Annotated in this window: 18 protein-coding genes and 1 pseudogene; 8 read left to right on the top strand and 11 right to left on the bottom strand. The window is 60.8% G+C overall.

The features are described 5' to 3' along the window. Positions 1-17: 17 nt before the first annotated feature. The 6 genes from gcsR to arcD (ACA048_RS22380) form a co-directional block, all read right to left on the bottom strand. Positions 18-1,526: a transcriptional regulator GcsR gene (gcsR, locus tag ACA048_RS22405; RefSeq protein ID WP_497626331.1), complete on the bottom strand. Its 1,509-nt coding sequence runs from the start codon at positions 1,524-1,526 to the stop codon at positions 18-20. A 203-nt stretch (positions 1,527-1,729) separates the two neighbouring features. Then, positions 1,730-2,092 (bottom strand): DUF5064 family protein, encoded by a 363-nt coding sequence (locus ACA048_RS22400; RefSeq protein ID WP_497626330.1) that lies wholly within the window; start codon positions 2,090-2,092, stop codon positions 1,730-1,732. A 12-nt stretch (positions 2,093-2,104) separates the two neighbouring features. Next, entirely contained in the window at positions 2,105-3,034 is a 930-nt protein-coding gene (gene arcC / locus ACA048_RS22395; RefSeq protein ID WP_497626329.1) for a carbamate kinase, read from the bottom strand. Between the two features lie 179 nt (positions 3,035-3,213). Further along, on the bottom strand, positions 3,214-4,224 hold the full coding sequence (locus ACA048_RS22390) for an ornithine carbamoyltransferase (RefSeq protein ID WP_497626328.1): 1,011 nt from the start codon (positions 4,222-4,224) through the stop codon (positions 3,214-3,216). A gap of 81 nt (positions 4,225-4,305) precedes the next feature. Next, entirely contained in the window at positions 4,306-5,562 is a 1,257-nt protein-coding gene (gene arcA / locus ACA048_RS22385) for an arginine deiminase (RefSeq protein WP_497626327.1), read from the bottom strand. A gap of 35 nt (positions 5,563-5,597) precedes the next feature. Continuing rightward, a complete protein-coding gene (arcD, locus tag ACA048_RS22380; protein ID WP_497626326.1) occupies positions 5,598-7,025 on the bottom strand; it encodes an arginine-ornithine antiporter in 1,428 nt (475 codons plus the stop codon). A 461-nt stretch (positions 7,026-7,486) separates the two neighbouring features. Between arcD (ACA048_RS22380) and arcD (ACA048_RS22375) the strand changes: the two genes are divergently transcribed. Together arcD (ACA048_RS22375) and ACA048_RS22370 are read left to right on the top strand one after the other, a co-directional pair. Next, entirely contained in the window at positions 7,487-8,914 is a 1,428-nt protein-coding gene (gene arcD / locus ACA048_RS22375) for an arginine-ornithine antiporter (RefSeq protein ID WP_497626325.1), read from the top strand. Further along, positions 8,911-9,774, top strand: a complete 864-nt coding sequence (locus ACA048_RS22370; RefSeq protein WP_497626324.1) for a DNA-3-methyladenine glycosylase family protein — start codon at positions 8,911-8,913, stop codon at positions 9,772-9,774. Before arcD (ACA048_RS22375) ends, ACA048_RS22370 begins: the two co-directional genes overlap by 4 nt. Before the next feature lie 104 nt (positions 9,775-9,878). Here ACA048_RS22370 and ACA048_RS22365 read toward each other — a convergent pair whose 3' ends face one another. The 5 genes and pseudogenes from ACA048_RS22365 to gap form a co-directional block, all read right to left on the bottom strand. Next, the gene (locus tag ACA048_RS22365; protein WP_497626323.1) at positions 9,879-11,210 is read right to left on the bottom strand and encodes a CoA transferase; all 1,332 of its coding nucleotides are present in this window, start codon (positions 11,208-11,210) and stop codon (positions 9,879-9,881) included. Between the two features lie 163 nt (positions 11,211-11,373). Beyond that, positions 11,374-12,129 (bottom strand): methyl-accepting chemotaxis protein, encoded by a 756-nt coding sequence (locus ACA048_RS22360; RefSeq protein WP_411741830.1) that lies wholly within the window; start codon positions 12,127-12,129, stop codon positions 11,374-11,376. 102 nt (positions 12,130-12,231) lie between these two features. Beyond that, positions 12,232-13,371 (bottom strand): annotated as a pseudogene (locus ACA048_RS22355) (methyl-accepting chemotaxis protein); the annotation flags it as partial. 477 nt (positions 13,372-13,848) lie between these two features. Further along, the gene (locus ACA048_RS22350; protein WP_497626322.1) at positions 13,849-14,313 is read right to left on the bottom strand and encodes a methylglyoxal synthase; all 465 of its coding nucleotides are present in this window, start codon (positions 14,311-14,313) and stop codon (positions 13,849-13,851) included. Positions 14,314-14,342: 29 nt separating this feature from the next. Continuing rightward, positions 14,343-15,344 (bottom strand): type I glyceraldehyde-3-phosphate dehydrogenase, encoded by a 1,002-nt coding sequence (gap, locus tag ACA048_RS22345; protein WP_497626321.1) that lies wholly within the window; start codon positions 15,342-15,344, stop codon positions 14,343-14,345. A 218-nt stretch (positions 15,345-15,562) separates the two neighbouring features. On the opposite strand from gap, the gene edd reads away from it, so the two are divergent. From edd to ACA048_RS22315, 6 genes are all read left to right on the top strand, one after another. Further along, positions 15,563-17,389 carry a phosphogluconate dehydratase gene (edd, locus tag ACA048_RS22340; protein WP_497626320.1) on the top strand — a complete coding sequence of 609 codons (1,827 nt, stop codon included), beginning with the start codon at positions 15,563-15,565 and terminating at the stop codon, positions 17,387-17,389. After that, positions 17,386-18,336 (top strand): glucokinase, encoded by a 951-nt coding sequence (locus ACA048_RS22335; RefSeq protein ID WP_497626319.1) that lies wholly within the window; start codon positions 17,386-17,388, stop codon positions 18,334-18,336. The genes edd and ACA048_RS22335 overlap by 4 nt, the downstream gene beginning before the upstream one ends. 1,764 nt (positions 18,337-20,100) lie before the next feature. Further along, the gene (locus ACA048_RS22330; RefSeq protein ID WP_497626318.1) at positions 20,101-20,832 is read left to right on the top strand and encodes a response regulator; all 732 of its coding nucleotides are present in this window, start codon (positions 20,101-20,103) and stop codon (positions 20,830-20,832) included. Further along, on the top strand, positions 20,822-22,291 hold the full coding sequence (locus ACA048_RS22325; RefSeq protein WP_497626317.1) for an ATP-binding protein: 1,470 nt from the start codon (positions 20,822-20,824) through the stop codon (positions 22,289-22,291). The genes ACA048_RS22330 and ACA048_RS22325 overlap by 11 nt, the downstream gene beginning before the upstream one ends. A 218-nt stretch (positions 22,292-22,509) precedes the next feature. Further along, on the top strand, positions 22,510-23,769 hold the full coding sequence (locus tag ACA048_RS22320; protein ID WP_497626316.1) for a D-mannose isomerase: 1,260 nt from the start codon (positions 22,510-22,512) through the stop codon (positions 23,767-23,769). Positions 23,770-23,886: 117 nt separating this feature from the next. Then, a complete protein-coding gene (locus ACA048_RS22315; RefSeq protein WP_497626315.1) occupies positions 23,887-25,185 on the top strand; it encodes an ABC transporter substrate-binding protein in 1,299 nt (432 codons plus the stop codon). Positions 25,186-25,261 lie beyond the last annotated feature (76 nt).

Genomic DNA, 25,261 nt, shown 5'->3' with positions numbered 1-25,261 from the left:
TTGGTGTTTGGGGGATTTCAGGGCTTGTTGGGTATGCCGTACTTGCGCAGCCGATGGGCGATCGCGGTGTGGGAGGTTTGCAGGCGGCTGGCCAGTTGGCGGGTCGAGGGGTAGCTGACGTAGAGTTTTTCCAGCAGGGTTTTCTCGAACTCCTCCATCGCCTGCTCCAGGCTGTCGACATCGCTGTCGCTCTGGCGTGCCACCGAGGTGCCGGCGATGTCGAGGTCGCCGATGTCGACCAGGGTGCTTTCGCAAATCGCCGCGGCGCGGAAAATCACGTTCTGCAATTGCCGCACGTTGCCCGGCCAGCGATTGCCCAGCAGCGCCGGGTAGGTGCCCGGTGCCAGGCGACAGACCGGGCGCTGGATCTGCGCGCAGGCCTGCTGCATGAAGTAGCGGGCGAGCAACAGAATGTCCTGGCCACGTTCGCGCAGCGGCGGGACTTCAACGTTGAGCACATTGAGGCGATAAAACAGGTCTTCACGAAAGCTGCCTTCGCTGACCATTTTTTCCAGATCGCGGTGCGTCGCGCTGAGGATCCGCACATTGACCTTCACCTCACGATCACCGCCGACCCGGCGGAAGCTGCCGTCATTGAGAAACCGCAGCAGTTTCGCCTGCAAGTACGGCGACATCTCACCGATCTCATCCAGAAACACCGTGCCTTGGTTGGCCAGTTCCATCAGCCCCGGTTTGCCGCCCCGTTGCGCGCCGGTAAAGGCACCGGGGGCGTAGCCGAACAGCTCGCTTTCGGCGAGGTTCTCCGGCAATGCCGCGCAGTTCAATGCCAGAAATGGCGAACTGTGCCGAGCGCTGATGGCGTGGCAGGCCCGGGCGACCAATTCCTTGCCGGTGCCGGTTTCGCCCTGAATCAGCAGCGGTGCGTCGAGGGCCGCCACCCGTTGGGCGCGCGCCTTGAGGGTGCGGATCACCGGCGACTCGCCGAGCAGCGCATCGAATCCTTCGGCGTGATCATGGTGCAACGCCGAAAGGCGTTCGCCGATGCGGTTGGGTTGATACAGGGTCAGCAGGGCGCCCGCGTCGGTGATCGGCGTGGCGTCCAGCAGCAAGGTCTGGCCGTTGACGGTGATTTCCCGCAGCGGCAAGCGAAAGCCCTGTTCCAGCAACGCGTCGAGCAGCGCCGGGTCGGCAAACAGCTCGGCGATGCTTTCACCCGCCGGTTCACGCCCGTAGAGCGCAATCAATGCCGGGTTGGCCAGCAACACCTTGCCGGCACTGTCAAGCGCCAGTACCGGGTCGGTCATGGCCGCGAGCAGGGCGTCGAGTTGCAGGTGGCGGCGCTGGCCGGGAAGGATGTCGACCACCGTCACCGCTTGCACGCCACGCACGCTGAACAGCGCATCGCGCAGCTCTTCGAGGACTTGCGGGCTCAAGGTCGGGGCATCGATGTAAACGTTGGGCGGGACCATTTCCACCGCATCCAGATTGAGATTGCGCCCACCGAGCAGGGCCAGGACTTCCTGGGTAATACCGACGCGGTCGATGAAGCTGACGTGGATACGCATGGGGCGGTTTTTGGTTCTGGAGTGCGGAGGGGCGCAAGTATGCCTTGGGGCGGGCGAATGGTGAAATCCTGCGCAGGGTTTCAGGCCTGCACCGAACCCCTGTAGGAGCGGGCTTGCTCGCGAAGGCGGTGGGTCAGTCACCCTCTACGTCGACTGATACACCGCCTTCGCGAGCAAGCCCGCTCCCACAAGGGGAATGTGGGTTATTCGAATTTCTCGAGGTCTACCGGGTCGCCGGATTTCATGTCGAGCTGCACCCGAATGTCTTCAAACATCAAATCGTAATGCTTGTGGACCGAGCCGATCTGGCTGTGTGTTTTTGGAATGCCGTACTGCTCGGCGATTTTCGTCACGTTGCTGGCGAAGTTGTAGGCCTCCACTTTGGGCAGGAAGAAGGTCTCTTTCATGTCCTTTCCCTGAATGCTGCCATGCATGGTGAACTGAATGCCTTTTTCCCCTTTGGGGCTTTTGCTGACTTCATAGTCGAGGCAAATGTTGTAACTGACATCATCCGGGGTCAGCGCGTGACGCTCGATGTGCAAGTGGCCTGGCTGAAACTGTGCCATAGATGTCTCTCCCTACAAGTAAGTAATGCCAGGTTTCGCCGTACTGATGCGCGTACCTGCCGTGCCCTGGACGATCGCTTCAATGTCCGAGAGTGAACCGATTACTGCGACTTTTCCAGTATTGCGGGCGAACTCGCAGGCGGCCTGAACCTTGGGTCCCATGGAGCCTGCGGCGAAGCCGAGTTTGTCCATTTCATCCGGGTGAGCCTGGCCGATGGCTTTCTGGGTCGGCTTGCCGTAATCGATGAACGCGGCACTGACGTCGGTGGCGATCACCAGAATATCGGCTTCAAGCTGTTCGGCCAGCAGCGCCGAGCACAGGTCTTTGTCGATGACCGCTTCGACACCTTCCAGTACGCCGGGGGACGTGTACATGGTCGGGATGCCGCCGCCGCCGGCGCAGATCACGATGCTGCCTTTTTCCAACAGCCATTTGATCGGACGGATTTCGAAAATGCGTTTCGGTCTGGGGCTGGCCACCACGCGACGGTATTTATCGCCGTCCGGGGCAATTGCCCAGCCTTTTTCGGCGGCAAGCTTTTCTGCGTCGGCCTTGGCGTACACCGGGCCGATCGGTTTGGTGGGGTTCTGGAACGCCGGGTCGTTGGCGTCGACTTCGACCTGGGTGAGCAGGGTCGCGAAGGGCACTTCGAAGTCCAGCAGGTTGCCCAGTTCCTGTTCGATGATGTAGCCGATCATGCCTTCAGTTTCGGCACCCAGCACGTCCAGCGGGTAAGGGGACACCGAGGTGTAGGCCGCGGCTTGCAGCGACAACAGGCCGACCTGCGGACCATTGCCGTGGGCGATGACCAGTTGGTTACCGGCGTGGACCTTGGCAATTTGTTCGGTGGCAATCCGGATGTTGGCGCGCTGGTTGTCCGCGGTCATGGGTTCACCACGGCGGAGCAGGGCGTTACCGCCCAGAGCTACGACGATACGCATAATGGCAATCCTTCCAGAAAACAGTGAGATGCGGTCATTGTGGGAGCCGGGCTTGCCCGCGATGCAGACGCCTCGGTGAATCAGTTACAACGAGGTGATGCCATCGCGGGCAAGCCCGGCTCCCACAAAAGCCAGCTCCCACATTGACTGGGTCCAGTCAGTGGGAGCCGGGTGCGCCGTTAAAGGTCAGCCAGGGTCGACACCAGGATCGCCTTGATGGTGTGCATGCGGTTTTCCGCTTGCTCGAAGGCGATGCAGGCCGGCGACTCGAACACGTCATCGGTCACTTCGATGCCGTTCTTCAGGTTCGGGTACTGCTCGGCAATCTGCTTGCCGACTTTGGTATCGCTGTTGTGAAAGGCCGGCAGGCAGTGCATGAACTTGGTGCGCGGGTTGCCGGTGGCTTTCATCAGTTCGGCGTTGACCTGATACGGCAGCAGTTGCTGGATACGTTCGGCCCAGGCTTCGACCGGTTCACCCATCGAGACCCACACGTCGGTGTGGATGAAGTCCACGCCTTTGACCGCCGCTTTCGTGTCTTCGGTCAGGGTGATGCGCGCGCCGCTTTCTTGCGCATATTTGTGGCAGCGCTCGACCAGATCGTCCAGCGGCCACAGGGCTTTTGGCGCGCAGATGCGCACGTCCATGCCCAGCTTGGCGCCGATCAGCAGCAGCGAGTTGCCCATGTTGTTACGGGCGTCGCCCAGGTAGGCGTAGCTGATGTCGTGAATCGGCTTGTCGGCGTGCTCACGCATGGTCAGCACGTCGGCGATCATTTGCGTCGGGTGATATTCATCGGTCAGGCCGTTGAACACGGGTACGCCGGCAAACTTGGCCAGTTCCTCGACGATTTCCTGCTTGAAGCCACGGTACTCGATAGCGTCGTACATGCGCCCCAGCACGCGGGCGGTGTCCTTCATGCTTTCCTTGTGGCCGATCTGCGAAGAGTTCGGGTCGATGTAGGTGACGTTGGCGCCCTGGTCATACGCGGCGACTTCGAAGGCGCAACGGGTACGGGTCGAGGTTTTTTCGAAGATCAGCGCGATGTTGTTGCCTTTGAGGTGCTGCTGCTCGGTGCCGGTGTATTTGGCGCGCTTGAGGTCGCGGGACAGGTCGAGCAGATAACGCAATTCGCGAGGGGTGTGGTGTTCCAGGCTCAGCAAATTACGGTTGTGAATGTTGAACGCCATGATGGATCTCCTTAGGTGTCGGTTATCCCCCTGGCCGTGCTTGCCTTCGGGTAGAAGGCAGCCGCGGCCAGGGCTCAACGATTAATAATCGATAGGGTCGCGAATGATCGGGCAGGTCATGCAGTGGCCACCCCCGCGTCCACGCCCCAGTTCGCCGGCGCTGATGGTGATGACCTCGATACCCGCCTTGCGCAGCAAGGTATTGGTGTAGGTGTTGCGGTCATAACCGATGACCACGCCCGGCTCCACGGCCACCACGTTGTTGCCGTCGTCCCACTGTTCGCGTTCGGCGGCGAAGCTGTTGCCGCCGGTTTCGACGACCCGCAACGCTTTCAGGTTGAGGGCTTTGGCCACGGTGTCGAGGAACGTGCCGTCTTCGCGTCGGATGTCGATGCCGCCCGGTTTTTTCTCGTCCGGACGCAGGGTGAAGGCGACGATCTGGTTCACGACTTCCGGGAAAATGGTGACCAGGTCGCGGTCACAGAAGCTGAACACGGTGTCCAGGTGCATCGCGGCGCGGGATTTTGGCAGGCCGGCGACGATGACTTTTTCCACTGCTTTGTGTTTGAACAGGTTGAGCGCCAGTTGGCCAATGGCTTGGCGGGACGAACGTTCGCCCATGCCGATCAGCACCACGCCGTTGCCGATCGGCATCACGTCGCCGCCTTCAAGGGTGGAGCTGCCGTGATCCTGGTCCGGGTCGCCGTACCAGATCTCGAATTCGGCGTTGGTGAACTGTGGGTGGAATTTATAGATAGCGGTGGTCAGCAGGGTTTCCTGACGGCGTGCCGGCCAGTACATCGGGTTCAGGGTCACGCCACCGTAGATCCAGCAGGTGGTGTCGCGGGTGAACTGGGTGTTCGGCAGTGGCGGCAGAATGAAGCTGGAGTGGCCGAGGAAGTCGCGGAACATCTGGATGGTCTTGCCACCGAAGCTGTCCGGCAAGTCATCGGCGGAGACACCGCCAATCAGGAACTCGGCGATATGCCGCGGCTCCAGGCTGCGCAGCCAGGATTTCACTTCGTTGATCAGGCCCAAACCCACCGAATCGGCGGTGACCTTGCGCTCCAGAATCCAGTCCAGCGCTTCGGGGATGGCGACGATGTCGGTCAACAGGTTGTGCATTTCCACAACGTCGATCCCGCGTTCGCGCATCTTGGTGACGAAGTCGAAGTGGTCACGCTTGGCTTGGGCGACCCACAACACATCATCAAACAGCAGTTCGTCACAGTTGTTCGGAGTGAGCCGCTGGTGGGCCAGGCCGGGGGAACAAACCATGACTTTGCGCAGTTTGCCGGCTTCGGAATGTACACCGAACTTAACTTTTTCCGTGGTCATTACAGTGATCCTCCAGATGACAAATTATTCGGGTGTTACAGGGTCAGGAAGCCGGAATACAGCCCATAGGCCGCCACCACGGCACCTATGATCACGGCTGCAAAAATCAGCTTCTCGACGTTGGTGAAAACAGGTTTGCCCAGTTCTCGCTTGGCCTTGGCGAACAGGATCACGCCGGGGGCATAGAGCAGGGCGGACAGCAGCAGGTATTTGGTGCCGCCGGCGTAGACCAACCAGACCGCGTAGATCACCGCGATGGCGCCGATCAACAGGTCCTTCGAACGTTCGCCGGAGTCGTTTTCGTAAGTCTCGCCGCGCACCGCCAGCAGCAGCGCATACGCCGCCGACCACAGGTACGGCACCAGGATCATCGAGGTGGCGAGGTAGATCAGCGACAGGTAAGTGCTGGCCGAAAACAGGGTGATGATCAGGAACAGCTGGACCATTGCGTTGGTCAGCCACAGGGCGTTGACCGGAACGTGGTTGGCGTTTTCCTTGCGCAGGAACTCCGGCATGGTGTGGTCCTTGGCGGCGGCGAACATGATCTCCGCACACAGCAGCACCCACGACAGCAAGGCCCCCAGCAGCGAGATGATCAGGCCGACGCTGATCAGCACCGCGCCCCAATCACCGACCACATGCTTGAGCACGGCGGCCATCGACGGGTTCTGCAGCTTGGCCAGTTCCGGTTGGGTCATGATCCCCAGGGACAGCACGTTCACCAGCACCAGGAACAGCAGCACGGTGATGAAACCGATGACGGTGGCTTTACCCACGTCGCTGCGTTTTTCGGCGCGGGCCGAGAAAATGCTCGCGCCCTCGATGCCGATAAACACCCAGACGGTGACCAGCATCATTTTGCGCACCTGGTTCATCACGCTGCCCAGGTCGGGGTTTTTCAGGCCCCAGATGTCGGCGGTGAAGATGTCCAGTTTGAAGGCGAAAATCGCGATCAACACAAACAGCACCAGCGGCACGATCTTGGCAACCGTGGTCACCAGGTTGATGAACGCCGCTTCCTTGATCCCGCGCAACACGAGGAAATGCACACCCCAGAGCAGTACCGATGCTCCGATGATGGCCGCCACCGTGTTGCCCTCGCCAAAAATGGGGAAGAAGTAGCCGAGGGTGCTGAACAAGAGAACGAAGTAGCCAACGTTGCCCAGCCAGGCACTGATCCAGTACCCCCAGGCGGAAGAGAAACCCATGTAGTCGCCGAATCCGGCCTTGGCGTAGGCGTACACCCCGCCATCCAGGTCAGGCTTGCGGTTGGCGAGGGTCTGGAAGACGAAGGCCAGGGTGAGCATGCCGACAGCGGTGATGGCCCAGCCGATCAGGACTGCGCCAACGTCCGCACTGGCGGCCATGTTTTGTGGCAGCGAGAAGATCCCGCCACCAATCATTGAGCCAACAACCAGTGCAACCAATGCGCCGAGTTTCAGTTTTCCGGGGGATTCAGACATCGCATGACTCCAGTGCAGGAGAAGAGAGACAACAGAGTAGTTCTGTTAGCTGTTCGAACATCTGACTTAGATCAGTGGATGGGACATTCCATTGTTAATTAAAGAATTTTGGATGTTATCCCGGCCACACACGGATGGCCGAAGACGCCTAATCCAGAGCGATCGCTCATAGCTATCCGAAATAAGCGAGCTTGACTGGCGATGTTTAAATTAGTTCTTTTTGGCATTTTCGCAACTATTTGGCGCCGGTTTTCAGAGTCGTATTGAATTATCAGGATTCACCCACGAAATTGCTCTTTGCCATGACGCTAATAGCGTGTTCAGTTATAAATAAAATAGCCTGGCATGGCGTTATCTAATAAACGTAATTACGCTGTATCTATTTAGTTAAGCCAACCATGTGATGGTTTCAAGACCGTGACAGCCCTTGGCCGAACGTGGACAAAAGTGGAGACGCAGGAATGTCACAACCGACGCAAAAGCTACGCTTGAGCGCCCTGATCGCCCTCGTGGTGGGGTCGATGATTGGCGGCGGGATTTTCTCGTTGCCGCAAAACATGGCGGCGCGGGCCGATGCCGGGGCGGTGCTGATCGGATGGGCCATCACGGCGGTCGGCATGCTGACCCTGGCGTTCGTGTTCCAGACCCTGGCCAATCGCAAACCCGAACTGGATTCCGGGGTGTATGCCTACGCCAAGGCCGGCTTCGGTGACTACATGGGATTCTCGTCGGCCTGGGGGTACTGGATCAGCGCCTGGCTGGGCAACGTCGGCTATTTCGTGTTGCTGTTCAGCACCCTCGGTTACTTCTTCCCGGTCTTTGGCCAAGGCAACACGCCCGTTGCGATTGGCTGCGCTTCGGTGCTGCTGTGGGCCGTGCATTTTCTGGTGATGCGCGGGATCAAGGAGGCGGCGTTCATCAACCAAGTGACCACCGTGGCCAAGATCGTGCCGCTGATCATGTTCATCGTCATCGCCGCCGTCGCCTTCAAGGCCGACATTTTTACCCGGGATATCTGGGGCCGCAGCAACCCGAGTTTCGGCGGGGTGATGGACCAGGTGCGCAACATGATGCTGGTGACGGTGTTCGTGTTTATCGGCATTGAAGGCGCCAGTGTGTATTCGGCACGAGCGGAGAAGCGTTCGGACGTGGGCCGGGCGACGGTCATCGGTTTTCTCGGAGTGCTGGCGCTGTTGGTGCTGGTCAACGTGTTGTCGCTGGGGATCATGAGTCAGCCGGAACTGGCCAATTTGCAGAACCCGTCGCTGGCGGCGGTGCTGGAACATATCGTCGGACCCTGGGGCGCGTTGCTGATCAGCGTTGGCCTGGCGATTTCGCTGTTGGGGGCGTTGCTGTCCTGGGCCCTGCTGTGTGCCGAGATTCTGTTTGCCACGGCCAAAGACAAGACCATGCCCGCCTTCTTGAAAAAGGAAAACGCCAACCACGTGCCGGTGAACGCGCTGTGGCTGACCAACGTGATGATCCAGATTTTTCTGCTTATCACACTGTTTTCGGCCGGCACGTACACCAGCCTGATCTACCTCGCGTCGTCGATGATTCTGGTGCCCTACCTGTGGTCGGCGGCGTATGCGGTGTTGTTGAGCGGGCGTGGCGAAACCTACGAACACGCCAGCGCCGAGCGCACCAAAGACCTGATGATCGGCGGTATCGCGCTGGGATATGCGGTGTGGTTGCTGTATGCCGGCGGGGTCAAATACCTGCTGCTGTCGGCGTTGCTGTATGCGCCGGGGGTGATTCTGTTTGCCAAGGCCAAGCATGAACAGGGTGAGCCGTTGTTCACTCACATCGAGAAGGGCATTTTTACAGGTGTCCTGATTGGTGCCGGGCTGGCCGCGTATGGGTTGTACAGCGGGTTACTGTCGTTGTGAGATTGTTGCTGGCGTATCAACCGCCGTATGACTGGCCGGCAATGTTGCAGTTTTTATCGGCACGGGCGGTGGCCGGTATGGAAGCCGTGGCCGATGGGGTGTATTCGCGCAGCATCGGGCTGAACGGTGTTCACGGTACGTTTTCGATAGGGCCGGCGGACGCTGATGCGCTTGAACTGACGCTGGGTTTTGCGGATGAGTCGGCGGTGCCTGAGATCGTGGCGCGACTGCGACGGATGTTTGATCTGGAGGCGGATTTGCCGTCGATTCACCGACAGTTGGCCTTGGACCCCTTGATGAAACGCTTGATTGCCCAGCGTCCGGGCTTACGGGTGCCGGGGGCGTGGGATGGGCTGGAGCTGGCGATTCGTGCCGTGCTGGGGCAGCAGATTACTGTGAGCGCGGCGATCCGTTTGGCGATCAAACTGGTTGCGCAGTATGGCGTGCCGTTGCAGTCGCCGCAGGCGGGTTTGACCCATGTGTTTCCTGAGCCTGCCGTGTTGGCGCAAGCGGATCTGGCGACGTTGGGCATGCCGAAAAGTCGGGGGCGAACCTTGTCTGGCGTAGCGCAGGCGTTGCTGGATGATCCGCTGTTGTTTGAGCCCGGTCGGGAGGGGGGTGTGGCGCGGTTACTCGCCTTGCACGGGATTGGGGACTGGACGGCGCAGTACATTGCCTTGCGCCAGTTGCGCGAGCCGGATGCGTTTCCGTCTGGGGATGTGGGGTTGATCAACGCACTGACCGCGCTTGAAGGCGGGGCGGTGACGGCGCGGGAGTTACTGGTGCGAGCCGAGGCGTGGCGACCTTACCGGGGGTATGCGGCGCAGCTGCTTTGGGCTTCGTTGAGTCGGACAGGCTGAGTTGTCTGTTCGGGCCCCATCGCCAGCAGGCTGGCTCCCACAGGTTTTGTGATCGACATAAATCCACTGTGGGAGCCAGCCTGCTGGCGATGGGGCCAGACCTGTCACCACCACTGCGCGCGATGGGAACCCAATTCGGTTGCCGCAAGCACCCACTGCAACGGCGTCCCGGTAATTTTCAGCGGCACATGAAGCCGATGCGCCGGTCCCCACGGTGTCTGTTCAACCACTAACCCCTGGTCGTTTTCATCTTCCGCCCGCAACGCCTCGGCTGTTCCCGCGCCATTTTCAATCAACAACTTCGCCGTGCGCGCCAACGACAACCGCGCCGAGCCGCCACGCCCCAACAACCTGATCGCCGCAGCCGCCATCAAATACCCGGTGGCGTGATCGAGTGCTTGCACCGGCAAAGGCGTCGGTTTGTTCGCGTTCTTCCACTGCATCCCTGCGTCGGCAATCCCGCTGCTCATCTGCACCAGGCTGTCGAAGCCACGGCGGTTGTGCCACGGGCCACTCCAGCCGTAAGCGTTGAGGCTGACATCGATCAGGCCCGGCGCCAGCGTTCGGCGCTCGGCAACGCCGTAGCCCAGGCGTTCCAGCGCATCCGCGCGGTAACCGTGCAGTAGGATGTCGGCCTCCTTGAGCAGGGTTTCGAACACCGCGCGATCCTCGTTGTTGTGCAGATCCAGGCGTGCGCAGCGTTTACCCAAAGTGACTTCCGGTACCACGCCGGGTTCGTTCCAGGTCGGCGGGTCAATGCGCAACACATCCGCACCGAGGCCGGCGAGAAAACGGCTGGCGACCGGACCTGCCAGCACGCGGGTCAGATCCAGTACCTTGAGCCCGTTCAGCGGCCGGGCCACATTGCCTTGCCACGGTTTCGCGAGCTGGCCACTGTCGTCGCTGAACTGAATCAACGGCTCGGCGTTCACGGCCAACCCCTGGGGGTGCCGTTGCCATTGCGCCCACGTGCGCATCTGGGCGGCGCATCCCCCGGCGTCGACCACGGCCTGTTCCAGGTCGCTTGTGGCCCATTGCGCCACCTTACTCGCCATCGCCGTGCGGTCGACACAGCTGCCGAGCACGTTTTCAGCCGCTGCGCGGTGATGGGGCGCGTTGGTGTGCAGACGGATCCAGCCGTCCTTGGTCGCGTAGTCACCGGCAATCGGGTCCCACAGGGGAGGGATGCTCCAGCCAACGGGACGGATCGAGGTGGCGAACCAGAAAGAGGCGAGGCGGCGGTCGACTTCAACGCCGGGCAAGCGACCGGTGTGCTGTAGCAACAACTCGCTGACAGCTTGTCCGGCGGCGGCAATGCTGGCGCAGGCAAGGTCAGTGACGGCAAGCGCCGAGGGCAGGGCGCCGCTCGACGTGAAGGGAATGGGGGTGTGGGGCAAGCCGAGCGCGGCTTGAATGGACGTGAGTAAATCAGTCATCGAAGGCCCTCCGGAACGAGAGCCCGAGCATAGATCAAATTAGCTGACAGGCCAGATGAAACCTGTAGGAGCAAGGCTTGCCCGCGATTGAGACACCTCGGTTTATCAGGCCGCCCGCGTCATCGTTCATCGCGGGCAAGCCTTGCTCCTACAGGAACGGGAATTACACCCGGAACTGGTCCATCAATTTCATCTGGTGGGTGGTCAGCGAGTTGAGCTGGCTGCTGATCTGCGCTGATTCGGTGGCCTGGCCGGTCAGGGTCTCGGTGACGGTGCGGATCGCCGAGACGTTGCGGTTGACCTCTTCGGCCACGGCGCTTTGCTGTTCGGCAGCGCTGGCGATTTGCAGGTTCATGTCGCTGATCACCGTGACCGCGTCACTGATTTTGCCCAGGGCCTGGACCGCTTGCTGGATTTGCCCGGCGTTGCTGTGGGCCTGGGTCTGGCTCGAATGCATGGTGGCGACCACGCCGCGTGTTCCGCTCTGGATGCGTTCGATCACCTGACGGATTTCTTCCACTGAATCCTGGGTGCGTTTGGCCAGATTGCGCACTTCATCGGCCACCACCGCAAACCCGCGACCGCTCTCGCCGGCACGGGCCGCTTCAATGGCGGCGTTGAGCGCCAGCAGGTTGGTTTGCTCGGCAATGCTGCGGATCACTTCCAGTACTGAACCGATTTGCTCGCTGTTGACCGCCAGCGCTTCGACTTCGGTCACTGCTTTGCTGACTTCGTCGGCCAATTGATTGATGTCGCGGGTGCTGCGCTCGATGATTTGCATGCCGTCACGGGCCGATTGGTCGGCACCTTTGGCGGCGTTAGCCGCGTTCGAGGCGCTGTTGGCGACGTCGTGGGCAGTGGCGCTCATTTCATTGGACGCGGTAGCGACCTGATCGATTTCACGGAACTGCAACTGCATGCCTTCGCTGGTCTGACGGGCGATTTCCGAGGACTGGTCGGCGGTGCCACGGGCGTCGGTGATGCTTTGTTTGATCTGCGCGATGGTCGGTTGCAGTTTGTCGAGGAAGCGGTTGAACCAGCTCACCAGCTCACCCAATTCGTCTTTCTTGCTGTAGTGCAAACGCTGTGTCAGGTCGCCGTCGCCGCTGGCAATAGCCTTGAGCATCTCGGCCACGCTGTTGATCGGCCGAGTCACGCCCGATGCGGTGAGCCAGATCAGCAGCAAACCGACCAGGCCGGCGATGACCGCGACCAGCACTGCTTTGATTGTGCCGCTTTGCTGGGCGTCATCGAGCAGCGCTTGCAGCTTCACCGAGTCGGCCAGCAGCACTTGCTTGGGTAGGTCAATCACCACCCCCCAGGCTTTGGAGTCGCCAATCGGGCTGACCGGGTACACCGCGCGGATCAAGTCACCTTGTTCGAGAATTTTCGGTGCGCCGCCGCTGAGCAGTTGCAGGATGGCCTTGCCGTCTGCACCCAGGGTTTCGCCAATGCTTTTGCCGAGCTTGCTGGCGTCAACGCTGTAACCAGCCAGTACGCCACTGCCGGAGACGATCAGCATGTGCCCGGCGCTGTTGAACAAGTCACGCTGGGAGTCCACCGCTGCCGCTTGCAGTGCATCAAGGGCAATGTCCACGCCGACCACGCCGATGGATTTTCCGTCCACCAGCAGCGGTACGGAAATGGTGGTCATCAGCATTTCCTTGCCGTTGACGGTGTCGGCATACGGGTCGAGCAGGCAGGTGCGTTTGCTGTCGCGAGGGCAGGTGTACCAGCTGTTATAGGGGGTACCACTGAGGCTCAAGGTGGTTTTGGTCATGTCGTCTTCGACCATGATCGTGTTGATCCCTTGGCCACCGGCACGGCTCCAGTAGCTGGCGAAACGTCCGGCTTCGTTGGACTGGCGCGCGGCATCATTGGCGAACTCGCTGTCCTTGCCGTCCAGACCATTGGGCTCGAACGCCAGCCAAATCCCCAACACCTTGCTGTTGCGCTCGAACGCGGTTTTCAGGCTCTGGTTCAACTCTTCACGCAGGGCGCCGGGGTCAAGCGAGCGCTTGGCGGCCAGGGTGCGCAGGTCCTTGATCTGATCGGCCAGGGCGGTGACCACCAGCAGGCTTTCGCCAAAGGTCTTCTGCACTCGCACCGCTTGTTCGGCCGCCTTGGATTGCAGCAGGTTCTGCACACTGGTGGTGAGCATTTTGCTGCTGGAGTCACTGACCAGTTCATCGTTCTGATTGGTCTGGTACATGTTCATGCCGACGATCAAGGCGACCACGCCGAGCAGACAAAGACCGGACAGCAGAACGATTTTCAGACGGATAGAGAGAGAGTCGAACATAGGGCGAACTCACAAATGGATGAAGTGTTGGCAAGAGTCGACAGCGACTCGGTACGCCAAATCCATTCAGCGCCATTCAATGCACATCGGCGCCGTGTGACGGTTGCATGAACCCACACCGACGAACGGTAGCAGGTGAACGTTTGCGCAGGAAAATGCCCTGAAAAGACTGGGAATTCAGGAGATTCTCGGTAGTGATTCGGGCCGCGCGGCAGGGTGAGGCAGGGGGCGGCAAGTCGTCCTGCTGGAACAAGCGCCCGCAGAAGGGCGCTTTTTAGTCAGGTGGGGATTCGGGGGGGGGCTGACGCAAGCCTGTTCCGGCAACAGGTTGAAGCGTCAGGCGCGGCCGAGCAGATAGGTCGCGTAATCGGGGATTCGATGTTCGTGTGCCTGATCCATCAAGGGGCTGCTCAGCAGGTAATCGGCGCTGCATTCGTTGCAGGCCACCGGGATGTTCCAGACCGCCGCGACCCGCAATAACGCCTTGATGTCTGGGTCGTGAGGCTGTGGTTCGAACGGGTCCCAGAAGAACACCAGCATGTCGACCCGCTGCTCGGCGATTTGCGCGCCCAGTTGCTGGTCGCCGCCCAACGGACCGCTGATCATGCTCTCCACCGGCAAATCCAGGCGTTGTTGCAACAACAACCCCGTGGTGCCAGTGGCGACCAGTTCATGCTGTGCGAGCCTGTCTTTCTGCCGCTCGGCCCAGTCCAGCAAAAACACTTTGCAGTGGTCATGGGCAACCAAGGCAATACGCTTGCGCGCTGCCATGGTCTTTTGAATAAAGGTGATACCGATCATCGGTGCTGCTCCTGCTTTTTCACGGCGGGTTATTCAGCGTTACAGAGCGCCAGGCAGTTATCGAGCATGCGGTTGGAGAAGCCCCATTCGTTGTCGTACCAGGCCAGCACCTTGAGCAGTTTGCCGCTGGATTTGGTGTGGTTGGCATCGAAGATCGACGACAGCGGGTTGTGGTTGAAGTCGCTGGAAACCAGCGGCAGGGTGTTGTAACCGAGAATTTTCGAGTGCTGGCTGGCTTCTTTAAGCAACGCGTTTACTTCATCGGCTGACGCTTCGCGCTTGAGCTGCACGGTCAGGTCCACCAGCGACACATTGATCACCGGTACACGCACCGCCATGCCGGTCAGTTTGCCCGCCAGTTCCGGTAGCACCAGGCCGACCGCTTCAGCCGCACCGGTCTTGCTCGGAATCATGTTCTGGGTGGCGGATCGGGCGCGGTACGGGTCGGTGTGATAGACGTCGGTGAGGCTTTGATCGTTGGTGTAGGCGTGGATCGTGGTCATCAGACCGCTCTCGATGCCCAGTTCGCGGTGCAGTACCTGGGCGACCGGGGCCAGGCAGTTGGTGGTGCACGACGCGTTGGAGATGATTTGGTGGTGCTGGCGCAAAATGTCGTGGTTAACCCCATAAACCACAGTGGCGTCGGCGCCTTGGGCCGGGGCCGAAATGATCACTTTGCGGGCGCCGGCCGTAATATGCGCGGCGGCTTTGGCGCGGTCGGTGAACAGACCGGTGCATTCGAATACCACATCAATTTTTTCCGCAGCCCAGGGCAGGTCGGCCGGGTTGCGAATGGCGCTGACTGCAATGCGGTCGCCGTTGACCGTCAGACTCTCGCGGTCGTGCTGAACATCCGCGTCGAACGTGCCATGAACAGTGTCAAACTTGAGCAGATGAGCGTTGATCGCGCTGTCACCCAAATCATTGATGGCAACGATCTGCAGATCCTGGCGATAGCCTTGGGTATACAGTGCGCGTAGGACGTTGCGGCCAATCCGGCCAAAACCATTGATTGCGATTCGAAGAGTCATTTACAGCGCCGCCGTCGTTTTGTTGTTGGAATTACAAGATTATTCGCATAAAAATAGAAAACAAGCGTTTTTAATGGCAATATTTTGTTCAATCTACAACGAGTGACCTGATCAACTGGTCCGACCGTTCAAGAAAACCGTCTGTCATCCCAATCACAACGGTCCTTGTTCAGCATAGACAATCAGGTCGCCACATCCGTTAGCCTGGAGTTCTACACATGCATCCCCGCGTCCTTGAGGTCACCGAACGGCTTATCACCCGCAGCCGCGCCACGCGTGAGGCCTACCTTGCACTGATTCGCGGTGCCGCCAGCGACGGTCCGATGCGCGGCAAGCTGCAATGCGCCAACTTCGCACACGGCGTGGCGGGTTGCGGCACCGAAGACAAGAACAGCCTGCGGATGATGAACTCCGCCAACATCGCAATAGTTTCGTCATATAACGACATGCTCTCGGCGCATCAGCCGTACGAAGTCTTCCCGGAGCAGATCAAAAGAGCGCTACGCGAAATCGGTTCGGTCGGCCAGTTCGCCGGCGGCACCCCGGCCATGTGCGATGGTGTGACCCAGGGCGAGCCGGGCATGGAGCTGAGCCTGCCGAGCCGCGAAGTGATCGCGATGTCCACCGCCGTGGCGTTGTCTCACAACATGTTCGACGGCGCGCTGATGCTCGGTATCTGCGACAAGATCGTGCCGGGCCTGATGATGGGCGCGTTGCGTTTCGGTCATCTGCCGACGATTTTTGTGCCAGGCGGGCCGATGGTCTCGGGCATTTCCAACAAGCAGAAAGCCGATGTGCGCCAGCGCTACGCTGAAGGCAAGGCCAGCCGCGAAGAGCTGCTGGAGTCGGAAATGAACTCCTACCACAGCCCTGGCACCTGCACCTTTTACGGCACTGCCAACACCAACCAGTTGCTGATGGAAGTCATGGGCCTGCACTTGCCGGGCGCTTCTTTCGTCAATCCGAACACGCCATTGCGCGATGCCCTGACCCGCGAAGCGGCGCATCAGGTGACGCGTCTGACCAAGCAGAGCGGCGACTTCATGCCGATCGGCGAAATCGTCGACGAGCGCTCGCTGGTCAACTCCATCGTGGCGCTGCACGCCACCGGCGGTTCGACCAACCACACCTTGCACATGCCGGCCATCGCCATGGCGGCGGGTATTCAATTGACCTGGCAGGACATGGCCGACCTCTCCGAAGTCGTGCCGACCCTGAGCCACGTCTACCCGAACGGCAAAGCCGACATCAACCACTTCCAGGCGGCGGGCGGCATGTCGTTCCTGATTCGCGAACTGCTGGATGCCGGACTGCTCCACGAAAACGTCAACACCGTACTCGGTCATGGCCTGCGCCGTTACACCATGGAGCCGTTCCTCGATAACGGCGAACTGGTCTGGCGCGAAGGCGTGACCGAAAGCCTTGACGAAAGCATCCTGCGCCCGGTCGCCCGTGCGTTCTCGCCAGAGGGTGGCTTGCGGGTGATGGAAGGCAACCTCGGACGCGGTGTGATGAAAGTCTCGGCCGTGGCGCTGGAAAACCAGGTTGTCGAAGCACCGGCCATGGTGTTCCAGGATCAGCAGGACCTGGCGGATGCTTTCAAGGCCGGTTTGCTGGAGAAGGATTTTGTCGCGGTGATGCGCTTTCAGGGCCCGCGCTCCAACGGCATGCCGGAACTGCACAAGATGACGCCGTTCCTCGGCGTGTTGCAGGATCGCGGCTTCAAAGTGGCGCTGGTGACGGACGGACGCATGTCCGGTGCTTCGGGCAAAATTCCGGCGGCCATTCACGTCAGCCCCGAAGCTTATGTCGGTGGCGCTTTGGCGCGGGTGCAAGAGGGCGATATCATCCGCGTCGATGGCGTCAAAGGCACCCTGGAGCTTAAGGTGGACGCCGAAGAATTTGCAGCGCGCGAACCTGCCAAGGGCCTGTTGGGCAACAACATTGGCAGCGGACGCGAACTGTTTGGATTCATGCGCATGGCCTTCAGCTCCGCAGAGCAGGGCGCCAGCGCCTTTACTTCTGCCCTGGAGACGCTTAATTGAAACTGGCTTTGGTCGGTGACATCGGTGGGACCAACGCTCGTTTCGCGTTGTGGAAAAACCAGCAACTGGAATCGGTCCAGGTGCTGGCGACGGCCGACCACGCCAGCCCCGAAGAGGCGATCGCCCTCTATCTGAACGGGCTCGGACTGGCGTTGGGTTCGATCGGCTCGGTGTGCCTGTCGGTGGCCGGTCCCGTGAGTGGCGATGAATTCAAGTTCACCAACAATCACTGGCGACTGAGCCGCAGGGGTTTCTGCAAGACCTTGCAGGTTGAGCAACTGTTGCTGGTCAACGATTTCTCGGCGATGGCGCTGGGCATGACCCGTTTGCAGCCGGGCGAGTTTCGGGTGGTCTGCGAAGGCACCCCGGAGCCGTTGCGGCCGGCGGTGGTGATTGGCCCGGGCACTGGCCTTGGCGTCGGTACTTTGCTGGATCTCGGTGAAGGGCGTTTTGCCGCGTTGCCGGGGGAAGGCGGTCACGTCGATTTGCCGCTGAGCAGCCCGCGCGAAACGCAGCTGTGGCAGCACATCTTCAATGAGATCGGCCATGTCAGCGCTGAAACCGCACTGAGCGGCGGCGGGCTGCCACGGGTTTACCGGGCGATTTGTGCGGTGGACGGCCACACGCCAGTGCTTGAAACGCCGGAAGCGATCACCGCTGGCGGGCTGGCGGGCGATCCAATTGCATTGGAAGTGCTGGAGCAGTTCTGCTGCTGGCTCGGCCGCGTGGCCGGCAACAACGTGCTCACCACTGGGGCGCGCGGGGGCGTGTACATCGTCGGTGGCGTGATCCCGCGGTTTGCCGATTTCTTCGTTGAAAGCGGATTTGCCCGGTGCTTCGCTGACAAGGGCTGCATGAGCGATTACTTCAAAGGCATCCCGGTGTGGCTGGTGACAGCGCCGTATTCCGGGCTGATGGGCGCGGGCGTGGCGCTGGAACAGGCTTGAGACCGCGTCGCCGCCATTCGCTGGCAAGCCAGCTCCTACAAAAGCACCGCAGCACCCGGTAGGCGCTGGCTTGCCAGCGAAGAGGCCGGAACAGGCAACATAGATCCGGGCTGATGGGCGCGGGCGTGGCGCTGGAACAGGCTTGAGGCCGCGTCGCCGCCATTCGCTGGCAAGCCAGCTCCTACAAAAGCACCGAAGCACCCGGTAGGAGCTGGCTTGCCAGCGAAGAGGCCGGAACAGACAACATAGATCCGGGCTGATGGGCGCGGGCGTGGCGCTGGAACAGGCTTGAGACCGCGTCGCCGCCATTCGCTGGCAAGCCAGCTCCTACAAAAGCACCGCAGCACCCGGTAGGAGCTGGCTTGCCAGCGAAGAGGCCAGAACAGACAACATAGATCCGGGCTGATGGGCGCGGGCGTGGCGCTGGAACAGGCTTGAGACCGCGTCGCCGCCATTCGCTGGCAAGCCAGCTCCTACAAAAGCACCGCAGCACCCGGTAGGAGCTGGCTTGCCAGCGAAGAGGCCGGAACAGACAACATAGATCCGGGCTGATGGGCGCGGGCGTGGCGCTGGAACAGGCTTGAGACCGCGTCGCCGCCATTCGCTGGCAAGCCAGCTCCTACAAAAGCACCGAAGCACCCGGTAGGAGCTGGCTTGCCAGCGAAGAGGCCGGAACAGGCAACATAGATCCGGGCTGATGGGCGCGGGCGTGGCGCTGGAACAGGCTTGAGACCGCGTCGCCGCCATTCGCTGGCAAGCCAGCTCCTACAAAAGCACCGCAGCACCCGGTAGGAGCTGGCTTGCCAGCGAAGAGGCCGGAACAGACAGCATAGATCCGGGCTGATGGGCGCGGGCGTGGCGCTGGAACAGGCTTGAGACCGCGTCGCCGCCATTCGCTGGCAAGCCAGCTCCTACAAAAGCACCGAAGCACCCGGTAGGAGCTGGCTTGCCAGCGAAGAGGCCGGAACAGGCAGCATAGATCCGGGCTGATGGGCGCGGGCGTGGCGCTGGAGCAGGCTTGAGACCGCGTCGCCGCCATTCGCTGGCAAGCCAGCTCCTACAAAAGCACCGCAGCACCCGGTAGGAGCTGGCTTGCCAGCGAAGAGGCCGGAACAGGCAGCATAGATCCGGGCTGATGGGCGCGGGCGTGGCGCTGGAACAGGCTTGAGACCGCGTCGCCGCCATTCGCTGGCAAGCCAGCTCCTACAAAAGCACCGCAGCACCCGGTAGGAGCTGGCTTGCCAGCGAATAGGCCGGAACAGGCAGCATAGATCCGGGCTGATGGGCGCGGGCGTGGCGCTGGAACAGGCTTGAGACCGCGTCGCCGCCATTCGCTGGCAAGCCAGCTCCTACAAAAGCACCGCAGCACCCTGTAGGAGCTGGCTTGCCAGCGAAGAGGCCGGAACAGGCAGCATAGATCCGGGCTGATGGGCGCGGGCGTGGCGCTGGAACAGGCTTGAGACCGCGTCGCCGCCATTCGCTGGCAAGCCAGCTCCTACAAAAGCACCGCAGCACCCGGTAGGAGCTGGCTTGCCAGCGAAGAGGCCGGAACAGGCAACATAGATCCGGGCTGATGGGCGCGGGCGTGGCGCTGGAACAGGCTTGAGACCGCGTCGCCGCCATTCGCTGGCAAGCCAGCTCCTACAAAAGCACCGCAGCACCCTGTAGGAGCTGGCTTGCCAGCGAAGAGGCCAGAACAGACAACATAGATCCGCGATCGATCAGGCATAATCCGCCCAATTCAAACAACAAGGACGCCGCCCCGTGAGCTCAGTCAACAAGTCGATTTTGTTGGTCGATGACGACCAAGAGATACGCGAGTTGCTGGACACCTACCTGACCCGCGCCGGTTTCCAGGTCCGCACCACGCCCGATGGCGCCGGTTTTCGCCAGGCGTTGAACGAGGCGCCGAGCGATCTGGTGATCCTCGATGTGATGCTCCCGGACGAAGACGGCTTCAGCCTCTGCCGCTGGGTTCGTCAGCACCCGCGTCAGGCTCAGGTGCCGATCATCATGCTTACCGCCAGTTCCGATGAGGCCGACCGCGTCATCGGCCTGGAGCTCGGCGCCGACGATTACCTCGGCAAACCCTTCAGTCCTCGAGAATTGCAGGCGCGCATCAAAGCCCTGTTGCGCCGCGCGCAGTTCGGTCAGGATCGAAACGGCGGTGAAGTGCTGGCCTTTGACGACTGGCGTCTGGACATGGTCAGCCACCGGCTGTTCCACACCGATGGCGAAGAAGTGATTCTTTCCGGCGCCGACTTCGCGCTGCTGAAACTGTTCCTCGATCACCCGCAGGAAATTCTCGACCGCGACACCATCGGCAACGCCACGCGTGGCCGCGATCTGATGCCGCTGGACCGCATCGTCGACATGGCGGTCAGCCGCTTGCGCCAACGCCTGCGTGATACGGAAAAACCGCCGCGGCTGATCCGCACCGTACGCGGCAGCGGTTACCAACTGGCCGCCAATGTGGTTGCCCGCAATGGCCACTGAGTTCCTGCGCAAGCTCGCCGACCGTGTGCCGGTGCCCCGTTCGCTGTTGGGCCGGATGTTGCTGCTGACGTTGCTGGCGGTGCTGTTTGCACAGACGTTGTCGAGCGTGATCTGGGTGTCGCAACTGCGTGCTACGCAGCTTCAAGGCTTGGTCACCAGTGCGCGCAGCCTGGCGCATTCGATGACGGCCAGCGTCAGTTACTTGCGCTCGTTGCCGGTCGCCTTCAGGCCATTGGTTCTGGATCAGTTGCGCAGCATGGGCGGCACCCGATTCGTGGTGACGCTCAACGACAAACCCTTGGGCATGGAAGTGCTGCCGATCACCCCACGCAAGGAAGCCGTGCTCAAAGCGGTGGACGAAGTGCTGCGCCAGTCGCTGGGCCAGGACACCGACATTTCGGTGACTTTCGTCAGCCCCGACGACCTGCGGATTTTTAACGGTGGCTTGAAACTCGACGAATTGCCGCGCTCCTGGGCGCACTACGCCTTGACGCTGGAGCCCGTGAACCCGCCCGTGCTGGTTACGCAAATCCAGATGGCGCCGGGCGAATGGCTGTACATCGCCTCGTTGTTGCCCGAGCCCTATACCAGTCTTGAAGAAAAAGGTCTGCCGGCGCAGCAGGTCTGGTTCATCGTCCTCACCAGCGGGTTTTTGCTGTTGTTCATCGGCCTGCTGGTGCACTGGCAGAGCCGGCCGCTCAAGCGGCTGGCGCGGGCTGCGCGAGACATGTCGCTGGGGGCGGAAGTGGAGCCGGTGGCCGAAGTGGGTGGCAGTGAAGTGGTCGAAGTGAGCCGGGCGTTCAATGCCATGCGCGAACGCATCAGCCGCTACCTGACCGAGCGCAGTCAGCTGTTCAGCGCGATTTCCCATGACCTGCGCACGCCGATTACCCGGCTGCGATTGCGCGTGGAGTTGCTGGAAGACGAGCAGCTGCAAGCCAAGTTCGGTCGTGACCTGGATGAGCTGGAGTTACTGGTCAAAGGCGCGCTGCAATGCGTGAAAGACACCGACATTCACGAAAACATCGAGCCGGTGGACCTCAACCATGTGCTCGATTGCCTGGTGGAACCGTATCTGGCGCCCTCCGGCAATGGTCGCGTGACTCAGCAGGGGCGGGCGTTGGCGGCGTACCCAGGCAAACCGCTGGCGCTCAAACGCTGCATTGGCAACCTGATCGACAATGCCCTCAAGTATGGGCAGAACGCGCACCTGCACATCGACGATGATGACAGTGCGTTTGTCCTGCACGTCGATGACGAAGGGCCGGGTGTGCCGGAGCAACGGCTGGAGCAAGTGTTCGAACCGCACTTCCGCTTGGCCGGGCAGCAGCAGGGGTATGGGTTGGGGTTGGGGATTGCGCGAAACATTGCGCATAGCCATGGCGGGGAGGTTAGCCTGCAAAACCTGCGTGAAGGTGGTTTAAGAGTGACGTTGCAGTTGCCGCGCAGTGTTGATTAGTTAGACCGCGTTATCGTTCATCGCGAGCAAGCTCGGCTCCTACGGGATGGGCGCAATACCTGTAGGAGCCGAGCTTGCTCGCGATGGCGTCAGACCATTCAACACATTCCTCAAGGCGAATGTCACAAAGCGGTGACATAACTCGCCTCCTTCGTTACAAGCCCGCCACCGCCCGTTGTTTAGACTGCCCTCAGTCAAAACAAAAAAAAAGGCACCCCATGGACACCTTCCAACCGGACTTCAGCAGTTGGCTGAACGCGCCTGCTCATCAGCAATGGCTCGCCGCTGAAGGCCTGCGCCTGCTGGCGTTTGCCAAGGCATCAAAACTTCCCGAAGGCTTCGGCAATCTGGATGAAAAAGGCCGTCTCCCGGCCAATGCCCACGCCGAAACCATGAACACCGCACGCATGACCCACAGTTTTGCCATGGCCCATATTCAGGGCTTGCCGGGGTTTGCCGAGCTGGTGGATCACGGGGTCAAAGCGCTCAGTGGCCCGTTGCGCGATGCCGAGTCCGGTGGCTGGTTTGCAGTGGCCCATGCGCTTGATGGCAACACCGGCAAGGCGGCGTATCTGCACGCGTTCGTTGCCTTGGCCGCCAGTTCTGCCGTGGTCGCCCGACGTCCCGGCGCACAAGCCTTGCTCGATGACGCGATCAACATCATCGACACGCATTTCTGGAGCGAGGAGGAGGGCGCGATGCGCGAATCCTTCAATCGCGACTGGAGCGAAGAAGAAGCTTACCGTGGCGCCAACAGCAATATGCACGCTACCGAGGCCTTCCTCGCGCTGGCCGATGTCACGCAAGACAACCGCTGGTTGTGCCGCGCTCAGCGCATTGTCGAGCGGGTGATCCATGGTCATGCGGCTGCCAACGATTACCTGCTGATCGAGCATTTCGACCGCGCCTGGCAACCGCTGCGCGACTACAACCTCGATAACCCGGCCGACGGTTTTCGCCCCTACGGCACCACGCCCGGTCACGGTTTTGAATGGGCGCGACTGTTGCTGCACCTCGAAGCGGCGCGGGTTCAGGCCGGGATGCTCACGCCGGGCTGGCTGGCCACCGACGCGCAAAAACTGTTCGACCACAACTGCCGTCACGGCTGGAATGTCGACGGCGCACCGGGGATTGTCTACACCCTGGATTGGGACAACCGCGCGGTGGTTCGCCATCGTTTGCACTGGACCCATTGCGAAGCCAGCGCCGCCGCCAGCGCGTTGCTTAAACGCACGGGCGACGAGCAATACGAGTGCTGGTATCGGCTGTTCTGGGAATTCTGTGACAGTCATTTCATCGACCGATGCGACGGCAGTTGGCATCACGAGCTCGATCCGCAAAACCGCCCGAGCGCCGATATCTGGGCCGGTAAACCTGACCTGTACCACGCCTGGCAAGCCGTACTGATCCCGCGATTGCCGTTGGCACCGAGCATGGCCACGGCCTTGGGGCAGTTGTCCCAGAGCGCTCCTGTGTAACCATGCAGTGACATTCAAGCGTCCCTTCGTTACCTGCGAGGGGATAACTCCTGTTTAAAATCCTATGCAGCGCAAGCACCAGACTTGCATGCATAACAACAAGAAAGGTACTTCTAGATGAATGCGATTTCTCGCCTCGCTACTGTCATTTCTCTCGCTTCCCTGTCTGCGCTCCCTCTCAGTGTGCTTGCCGCCGAATCCAAAGGTTCCGTGGAAGTCGTTCACTGGTGGACGTCGGGTGGTGAAAAAGCAGCGGTCGATGTGCTCAAGGCTCAAGTCGAAAAAGACGGCTTCACATGGAAGGACGGCGCCGTTGCCGGTGGTGGCGGTTCCACGGCCATGACCGTGCTCAAAAGCCGCGCCGTAGCGGGTAACCCGCCGGGCGTTGCGCAGATCAAAGGTCCGGACATCCAGGAGTGGGGCAGCACAGGCCTGCTCAGCACTGACGCGTTGAAAGACGTTGCCAAGTCCGAAGGCTGGGATGGCCTGCTGTCGAAGAAAGTCTCCGACACCGTGAAGTACGAAGGTGACTACGTGGCCGTTCCGGTGAACATTCACCGCGTGAACTGGCTGTGGATCAACCCGGAAGTCTTCAAGAAAGCCGGCATCGATAAAACCCCGACCACCCTCGAAGAATTCTATGCCGCTGGTGACAAGCTGAAGGCCGCAGGCTTCATCGCGCTCGCCCACGGTGGCCAGCCTTGGCAGGACAGCACCGTGTTTGAAGACGTGGTGCTCTCAGTCATGGGCGCCGATGGTTACAAAAAAGCCCTGGTAGACCTGGATCAGAAAACCCTCTCCGGGCCTGAGATGACCAAGTCTTTCACCGAGCTGAAAAAAATCACCGGCTATATGGACCCGAACCGCGCCGGTCGTGACTGGAACATCGCTGCTGCCGACGTGATCAACGGCAAGGCCGGCATGCAGATGATGGGCGACTGGGCAAAAAGCGAATGGACTGCCGCCAAGAAAGTCGCTGGCACGGATTACCTGTGCGTGCCGTTCCCGGGCACCGAAAAAGCCTTCACCTACAACATCGACTCCCTGGCGGTGTTCAAGCTGAAAGCCGATCGCAAGGGCGACATCGCCGCTCAGCAAGACCTGGCCAAGGTCGCACTGGGTAAAGACTTCCAGAAGATCTTCAGCGTCAACAAGGGTTCGATCCCTGTTCGTACCGACATGCTTAACGACATGAGCGGCCTGGGCTTCGATTCCTGCGCTCAAGCGTCGGCCAAGGACTTCCTGGCGGACGACAAGACCGGCGGCCTGCAACCGAGCATGGCGCACAACATGGCCACCTCCCTGGCCGTGCAAGGCGCGATCTTCGACGTGGTCACCAACTTCATGAACGACAAGGATGCTGACCCGGCCAAGGCTAGCGCCCAACTGGCATCGGCTGTCAAAGCGGCCCAGTAAAACCTCGGCCGCAGGCTTGCCTGCGGCCTGATTCGACGCTTTCCCCTGTAGGAGCCGGCTTGCCGACGAAGGTGGT

The organism is Pseudomonas sp. LBUM1659 (assembly GCF_059716045.1).
This window is presented reverse-complemented; position numbering and strand designations above follow the sequence as displayed.

Bases quoted from the DNA above. Each gene is read 5' to 3' on its own strand.
- gcsR (WP_497626331.1), bottom strand. From the start codon at position 1,526: ATGCGTATCCACGTCAGCTTCATCGACCGCGTCGGTATTACCCAGGAA.
- ACA048_RS22400 (WP_497626330.1), bottom strand. From the start codon at position 2,092: ATGGCACAGTTTCAGCCAGGCCACTTGCACATCGAGCGTCACGCGCTG.
- arcC (WP_497626329.1), bottom strand. From the start codon at position 3,034: ATGCGTATCGTCGTAGCTCTGGGCGGTAACGCCCTGCTCCGCCGTGGT.
- ACA048_RS22390 (WP_497626328.1), bottom strand. From the start codon at position 4,224: ATGGCGTTCAACATTCACAACCGTAATTTGCTGAGCCTGGAACACCAC.
- arcA (WP_497626327.1), bottom strand. From the start codon at position 5,562: ATGACCACGGAAAAAGTTAAGTTCGGTGTACATTCCGAAGCCGGCAAA.
- arcD (WP_497626326.1), bottom strand. From the start codon at position 7,025: ATGTCTGAATCCCCCGGAAAACTGAAACTCGGCGCATTGGTTGCACTG.
- arcD (WP_497626325.1), top strand. From the start codon at position 7,487: ATGTCACAACCGACGCAAAAGCTACGCTTGAGCGCCCTGATCGCCCTC.
- ACA048_RS22365 (WP_497626323.1), bottom strand. From the start codon at position 11,210: ATGACTGATTTACTCACGTCCATTCAAGCCGCGCTCGGCTTGCCCCAC.
- ACA048_RS22360 (WP_411741830.1), bottom strand. From the start codon at position 12,129: ATGCAGTTGCAGTTCCGTGAAATCGATCAGGTCGCTACCGCGTCCAAT.
- ACA048_RS22350 (WP_497626322.1), bottom strand. From the start codon at position 14,313: ATGATCGGTATCACCTTTATTCAAAAGACCATGGCAGCGCGCAAGCGT.
- gap (WP_497626321.1), bottom strand. From the start codon at position 15,344: ATGACTCTTCGAATCGCAATCAATGGTTTTGGCCGGATTGGCCGCAAC.
- edd (WP_497626320.1), top strand. From the start codon at position 15,563: ATGCATCCCCGCGTCCTTGAGGTCACCGAACGGCTTATCACCCGCAGC.
- ACA048_RS22325 (WP_497626317.1), top strand. From the start codon at position 20,822: ATGGCCACTGAGTTCCTGCGCAAGCTCGCCGACCGTGTGCCGGTGCCC.
- ACA048_RS22320 (WP_497626316.1), top strand. From the start codon at position 22,510: ATGGACACCTTCCAACCGGACTTCAGCAGTTGGCTGAACGCGCCTGCT.
- ACA048_RS22315 (WP_497626315.1), top strand. From the start codon at position 23,887: ATGAATGCGATTTCTCGCCTCGCTACTGTCATTTCTCTCGCTTCCCTG.